Source organism: Ruegeria sp. AI3 (assembly GCF_056541245.1).
Genome location: NZ_JBQFYA010000022.1, coordinates 45,633 through 52,166, shown reverse-complemented (window position 1 = coordinate 52,166; position 6,534 = coordinate 45,633). Strand labels below are relative to the sequence as shown.

Annotated in this window: 7 protein-coding genes; 1 reads left to right on the top strand and 6 read right to left on the bottom strand. The window is 57.1% G+C overall.

Translation table 11 applies throughout. The features are described 5' to 3' along the window. The 4 genes from ACRZ95_RS22295 to rpsL all read right to left on the bottom strand — a co-directional run. Positions 1-91, bottom strand: a 91-nt coding sequence (locus ACRZ95_RS22295; RefSeq protein ID WP_215675807.1) for a GTP-binding protein, incomplete at its 3' end; no start/stop codon positions are given. A 60-nt stretch (positions 92-151) separates the two neighbouring features. Next, on the bottom strand, positions 152-2,269 hold the full coding sequence (gene fusA, locus ACRZ95_RS22290; protein WP_170375372.1) for an elongation factor G: 2,118 nt from the start codon (positions 2,267-2,269) through the stop codon (positions 152-154). Between the two features lie 18 nt (positions 2,270-2,287). Continuing rightward, entirely contained in the window at positions 2,288-2,758 is a 471-nt protein-coding gene (rpsG, locus tag ACRZ95_RS22285; protein ID WP_039529242.1) for a 30S ribosomal protein S7, read from the bottom strand. 15 nt (positions 2,759-2,773) lie between these two features. Further along, the gene (gene rpsL / locus ACRZ95_RS22280; RefSeq protein WP_005621086.1) at positions 2,774-3,145 is read right to left on the bottom strand and encodes a 30S ribosomal protein S12; all 372 of its coding nucleotides are present in this window, start codon (positions 3,143-3,145) and stop codon (positions 2,774-2,776) included. A gap of 397 nt (positions 3,146-3,542) precedes the next feature. On the opposite strand from rpsL, the gene ACRZ95_RS22275 reads away from it, so the two are divergent. Then, positions 3,543-4,358, top strand: a complete 816-nt coding sequence (locus tag ACRZ95_RS22275) for a putative rhamnosyl transferase (protein WP_170677868.1) — start codon at positions 3,543-3,545, stop codon at positions 4,356-4,358. Here the strand turns inward: ACRZ95_RS22275 and ACRZ95_RS22270 are convergent. After that, positions 4,343-5,212 carry a DMT family transporter gene (locus ACRZ95_RS22270; RefSeq protein ID WP_170471239.1) on the bottom strand — a complete coding sequence of 290 codons (870 nt, stop codon included), beginning with the start codon at positions 5,210-5,212 and terminating at the stop codon, positions 4,343-4,345. The two genes, ACRZ95_RS22275 and ACRZ95_RS22270, sit on opposite strands and share 16 nt — an antisense overlap. A 128-nt stretch (positions 5,213-5,340) precedes the next feature. Beyond that, a complete protein-coding gene (locus ACRZ95_RS22265) occupies positions 5,341-6,414 on the bottom strand; it encodes a pyridoxal-phosphate dependent enzyme (protein ID WP_170677870.1) in 1,074 nt (357 codons plus the stop codon). Positions 6,415-6,534 lie beyond the last annotated feature (120 nt).

The following is a 6,534-nucleotide window of genomic DNA, read 5'->3' as shown; positions in this document are numbered from 1 at the left end:
CTGCGGTCAGCGTCGTCTTACCATGGTCAACGTGCCCAATCGTGCCGATGTTGACGTGCGGTTTTGTACGCTCAAACTTTTCCTTTGCCATGATGGCCTCCTTTTTCGGTAATGAAGGGAGCGTGATACCCACGCTCCCTCAAATCTTTGGTTATGCGTATTTCGCCTGGATCTCGTCCGAGATGTTCTGCGGAACCGGATCGTAGTGGTCGAACTGCATGGTGAACTGGGCACGGCCCGACGACATCGAACGCAGAGTGTTGATGTAGCCGAACATGTTCGCCAGCGGAACGAACGCGTCGATCGCGATCGCGTTGCCGCGCGGTTCCTGACCAGAAACCTGGCCACGACGCGAGGTCAGGTCGCCGATGATACCGCCAGTGTATTCTTCCGGGGTGATCACTTCGACCTTCATGATCGGTTCAAGCAGTTTCGCGCCTGCTTTACGCATGCCTTCACGCATACACATACGGGCTGCGATTTCGAATGCCAGAACGCTCGAGTCAACGTCGTGGAACTTACCGTCCAGCAGGGCAACCTTGAAGTCGATCACAGGGAAGCCAGCCAGAGGGCCGCTGTCCATGACGGACTGGATGCCTTTTTCAACACCCGGGATATATTCCTTCGGAACGGCACCACCAACGATACGGCTTTCGAACGAATACCCTTCGCCCGGCTCGGTCGGAGTGATCTCAAGCTTGACCTCACCGAACTGACCCGAACCACCCGACTGTTTCTTGTGGGTGTAGGTGTGCTCGACCGGCATCGAGATGGTTTCGCGATAGGCCACCTGCGGTGCACCGATGTTCGCTTCAACCTTGAACTCGCGCTTCAGACGGTCAACCAGGATGTCCAGGTGAAGTTCGCCCATGCCTTTCATGATGGTCTGACCCGATTCCAGGTCGGTTTCCACACGGAAGGACGGGTCTTCGGCGGCCAAACGGGCCAGACCCTGGGACATCTTCTCTTGGTCGCCCTTGGTTTTAGGCTCAACCGCGATCTCGATAACCGGATCAGGGAAGGTCATGGTTTCCAGAACCACCGGATCCTTCGCATCACACAGAGTGTCACCGGTGGTGGTATCTTTCAGACCCGCCAGCGCGATGATGTCGCCTGCAAACGCTTCTTCGATCTCTTCCCGGTTGTTCGAGTGCATCATCATCATACGACCGATGCGCTCTTTCTTACCTTTGGTCGAGTTCAGGATCGAGTCACCCTTGTTCATGGTGCCCGAGTAGATCCGAGTGAAGGTCAGCGAGCCAACAAAGGGGTCGTTCATGATTTTGAACGCCAGACCCGAGAAGGCCATTTCGTCGTCTGCACGACGGGCGATGTCACGAACTTCTTCTTCGTCGCCGGGTTTGAAGCCCATGTAATCAACAACGTCCAGCGGGCTGGGCAGATAGTCGATCACAGCGTTGAGCAGCGGCTGAACGCCTTTGTTCTTGAACGCCGAACCACCCAAAACCGGAACGAACGCGATGTCCAGGGTCCCTTTGCGCAGCAGGGCGCGCAGCGTCGGAACGTCGGGCTCATTGCCTTCCAGGTATTCCATCATCGCGTCGTCGTCCATTTCGACGGCCGCTTCGATCATCTTACCGCGCCATTCGTCAGCCATGTCTTTCAGGCTGTCGCGGATCGGAGCTTTGATCCAGCTTGCGCCCAGATCTTCACCCTGCCACAGCCATTCTTCCATGGTGACCAGGTCGATCAGACCTTCCAGTTCGGACTCGGCGCCGATCGGAATACCAACCGGAACAGCACGTGCGCCGGTACGGTCTTCGATCATGCGAACGCAGTTGAAGAAGTCTGCGCCGATCTTGTCCATCTTGTTGACGAAAACCATACGCGGAACCTTGTAGCGGTCAGCCTGACGCCACACGGTTTCGGTCTGGGGTTCAACACCGGCGTTTGCGTCCAGAACGCAGACGGCACCGTCGAGAACCGCCAGCGAACGCTCAACTTCGATGGTGAAGTCAACGTGGCCGGGGGTGTCGATGATGTTCAGGCGGTGCTTGGGGGTATCGGCGGTTTGACCGTCCTCGGTGCGCTCCCAGAAAGTGGTGGTCGCAGCCGAAGTGATGGTGATGCCGCGTTCCTGCTCCTGCTCCATCCAGTCCATGGTGGCTGCACCATCGTGCACCTCACCGATGTTGTGGGATTTACCAGTGTAATACAGGATACGCTCCGAGCAGGTGGTTTTACCTGCATCGATGTGCGCCATGATACCGAAGTTACGGTATAGTTCGAGCGGATATTCGCGTGCCATTTTTGATAAGCCTCTGAATTACCAACGGTAGTGGCTGAAGGCTTTGTTCGCCTCGGCCATCTTGTGGGTGTCTTCGCGCTTCTTCACGGCGGTACCGCGGGACTGTACAGCGTCCAGCAGTTCGCCGGCGAGGCGTTCTTCCATGGTGTTTTCGTTGCGGCCACGCGCAGCAGTGATCAGCCAGCGGATGGCCAGTGCTTCGCGGCGCTCGGGGCGCACTTCGACCGGAACCTGATAGGTTGCACCACCAACCCGGCGCGAGCGAACCTCGACCGACGGTTTGATGTTGTCGAGCGCTTCGTGGAACACCTCGACAGGTGCGCGCTTGATTTTGTTCTCAACGCGGTCAAACGCGTTGTAAACGATGCGCTCTGCGACCGACTTTTTGCCGTCGATCATCAGGTTGTTCATGAATTTTGTCAGAACCTTGTCGCCAAATTTGGCGTCAGGCAGGACTTCGCGTTTTTCGGCGGCGTGACGACGTGACATATCAGCCTCTCCTTCTTACTTGGGACGCTTCGCGCCGTATTTCGAACGACGTTGCTTACGATCTTTGACGCCCTGAGTATCCAGAACACCGCGCAGGATGTGGTAACGCACACCGGGAAGGTCTTTTACACGGCCGCCACGGATCAGAACAACCGAGTGTTCCTGCAGGTTGTGGCTTTCACCGGGGATGTACGAGATGACCTCGAACCCGTTGGTCAGGCGCACCTTGGCAACCTTACGCATAGCCGAGTTCGGCTTCTTCGGTGTGGTTGTATATACACGTGTGCAGACGCCGCGTTTCTGCGGGCACTGCTCCAGGTGCATGGACTTCGAGCGTTTTACTTTGGGCTGCCGCGGTTTGCGGATCAGCTGTTGAATAGTTGGCATTCCGGTTTCTTCCCCGTTTTGCAACACACATGACATGCACGCGCATTGCGTGCGGTTAAATTTGCTGCACTTATGCGTCCACAAGCGCAAAACCCGCGAGCGTTCCCATTCCGAGGTGAACGTCGCGGTTGGTTATCAGAGGACGCGAACTGCAAAATTGTCCGGGTCTTGACCAGTTCATTACTGAAATCGGTTTTGGGGCGGCCCCCGGTACCGAGATGACGCGCGTAATAGGGGGAGTCGGCCCAAGTGTCAACAGCACTTACCCCAGTGCGCAAAACTGGCCGGATTGCGCTGTGATATCAACGATTGCGCGCTCCGGCCAGCCTCTTCTGGCGTTGCGGGTGCAGGCATAGCCCGGCATAGTGAGCGCAGAACTCTTTGCGATGGATGACAGATGCAGGTTATCGGCCTTTGCCGCTTTTCCTTTCCAGCCCTTGGCAGCTTTCAGACCGAACATGAAAACCTGGATGATCGGCGTCGTCACCTCTACAGCCCTACCCGTCTGGAAGAGAGGTTCCGACTGTTTGAGTCCTCGACCCTGCCCTGTTTTCGCGAACACACCGACGAGGATTTCGAGCTGCTGGTGGTGATCGGAGACTGCCTGCCCAAAGATGCCTATGACCGGCTACACGACCTGACAGCAGATGTGAAACAGGTCCGGATCGTCGAGGAGTCGCCTCGGGCCGACAAATCGCATCGCCATATCATGAAGGATATTCTGAACGCAGCCCGCAAAGACCCGGCTCAGCCTTGCATCCAATTCCGCCACGACGATGACGACGCGGTATCCGTGGATTTCGTTGAACGTCTGCGCGAATCCGCCCGCGACAGCAAGGGCCTGATGGAGCGCAACACCATTGTCGGCATTGATTTCAACCAAGGCTTCTTCGCCCGGCTGAATGCCGATGGGATCACGGCGAAACCAACGCATAAACCGCTTTTGGGCGTGGGTCTTGGGATGCATATCGCAGGCGGCTGCAAACAGACGATCATCAGCTTTACCCATCATCGCATGGGCCGCTTCATGCCCATCGTCAGCTATGCCGATGCACCAATGTGGGTGCGTTCGCTCAACAGGTTCAACGACTCACGCGGGGCGCGCAACTATGACCGCGAACTCTCAGCACTAAGCCCCGAGCTTGAGGGAGAGTTCATCGCCCGTTTTGCCATTGATCAAAGCATCGTCCGGCAGGTTCACGGCGCGCCCTGAGTTGTTCTTTCGCGGAACAGGGTAAACAAACCGGCGGCTACAACCAGCCCGGCGCCGAACAAGGTCACCGCATCGGGCCATTCGCCAAACACGACCCAACCCAAGCCCAAGGCCCAGATCAGGCTAGAGTAGCGGAAGGGCGCAATGAAACCGACCTCGCCTTCTCGCATTACCATCACACTGCACAGATATCCGATCAGGACAAACACAGCCGCCGATGCCACCAAAACAGCATTGCCGCCGGACAGGTTGACCCAACCCTCAAACGTCGACACCAGACCTGCTGCGACCGAGATCGATAGCGAGGTGGCAAGGGTCACCACCAGTGATGGAACCTGCGGTGACATGCGCCGGGTGATCAAGTCTCGGATCGTCACCGAGACCACGGCCAGCAACGCATAGATCGCGTAGACGCTGAACCCGTCCGGGCCGGGCCGAACGATCAGCAGCATGCCCATGAACCCGACAACAATCGCCATGATGCGACGCCAGCCGATATGTTCCGAGAAGAACAGAACTGCCCCCAAGGTCACGGTCAGCGGCAACACCTGAAGAACCGCAGTCACATTCGCCAACGGCATGTTCTTGAGCGCAGTCAGAAAGAAAAACGTCGCAGATAGTTCGGCAACACAGCGAATTGAGACCAACCATTTGTCATGCCGCGAAAAATTCAGATGCAACGCCCCAAGATGGCGCGCCAACCCGTAAACAAGCAGAGTCGCCAAAGCCCCCCGGATCGCAACCAACTGAAACAAGGGCAATTCTCGCAGCGCGATTTTGACCAGCGTGTCATTCACTGTAAACGCGGCCATGCTGGCCATCATCAGCAGTGCGCCTTTAACATTTGGACTCATTCAAACAATACTCGGCCTTCAAACAATGGCGGTATTCACGCTTCAATCTCACGCAAAGTCAATTCGCGCGTCTCGATCCTAAAATTTTTTCACGAAGAGCAACTGTAACCGGTTGTTTTCCAGTCGCTTCAGTCCGTCATCTGGGCTGATGGCGTCGATTTAGAGATCGCGATCTCCTCATCCGTCATCTCTTCTTCCACCCCTTCAAACAACGGGGTCGAAAGATACCGTTCGCCGGTATCTGGGAGCATCACCAGCATCACCGATCCGTCCGGCGCGGCTTCAGCCAGTTTCATCGCCACCGCAAATGTGGACCCGCCCGATACGCCGGTGAAAATCCCCTCTTCCGCAGCCAGACGGCGCGACCAGGCAATACCGTCTACGCCGGGCACGGGGATCAACTCATCATAGAAGCCGTTATCTATGGCCTCCTGCAAGACCCAGGGAATGAAATCAGGCGTCCAGCCCTGGATCGGATGCGGCTCGAAGTTCGGATGGCTTTCTGTCGGCTGGTGCGTGTCGTTGCGGGTGTTCACATAGCCCGACGAGACAATCGCCGCATTCGCAGGTTCCGTCAGGATAATCTTCGTGTCCGGGCGTTCTTTCCTCAGAACCCGCGCCACGCCCGAGACGGTTCCGCCAGTGCCATAACCCGTCACCCAATAGTCGAGCTTCTGCCCGTCGAAATCCGCCAGAATCTCCCGCGCGGTGGTGTTTTCATGAATGTCGGCATTTGCCGCGGTTTCAAACTGACTGGCGAGGAACCAGCCATTCTGCTCGGCCAGCTCCTTGGCTTTGGTATACATGCCGAACCCTTTCTGGGCGCGCGGAGTCAGGACAACCTTGGCCCCCAGGAACCGCATCAGCTTGCGCCGCTCGACCGAAAAACTGTCGGCCATGGTCACAACCAGAGGATAGCCCTTGGCCGCACAGACCATCGCCAGCCCAATCCCGGTATTGCCCGAGGTCGCTTCGACAACCGTTTGACCCGGTTTCAGACGACCGTCCCGCTCGGCCGCTTCGATGATGTTCAGAGCCAGACGATCCTTGACGGAACTGGCCGGATTGAACGCTTCGAACTTCACGTAGACCGTCACGTTTGAGGGCGCGATCCTGTTGATGCGCACGCAGGGCGTGTCTCCGACAGTGTCCAAAATGCTGTCATACAGGCGCTTGCGCCCTTGCGTTTGCCGGGTTGTCATGGCGGCCCCTCCTCTGCTTTGCGCAACCATGCCACAAACAGATCCACATTGATAATTTTCTTTGTGAAAGCGCGCTGCGGGGGCGCAAACAAAAAGGCCCCGCGAAATCGCAGGGCCTTT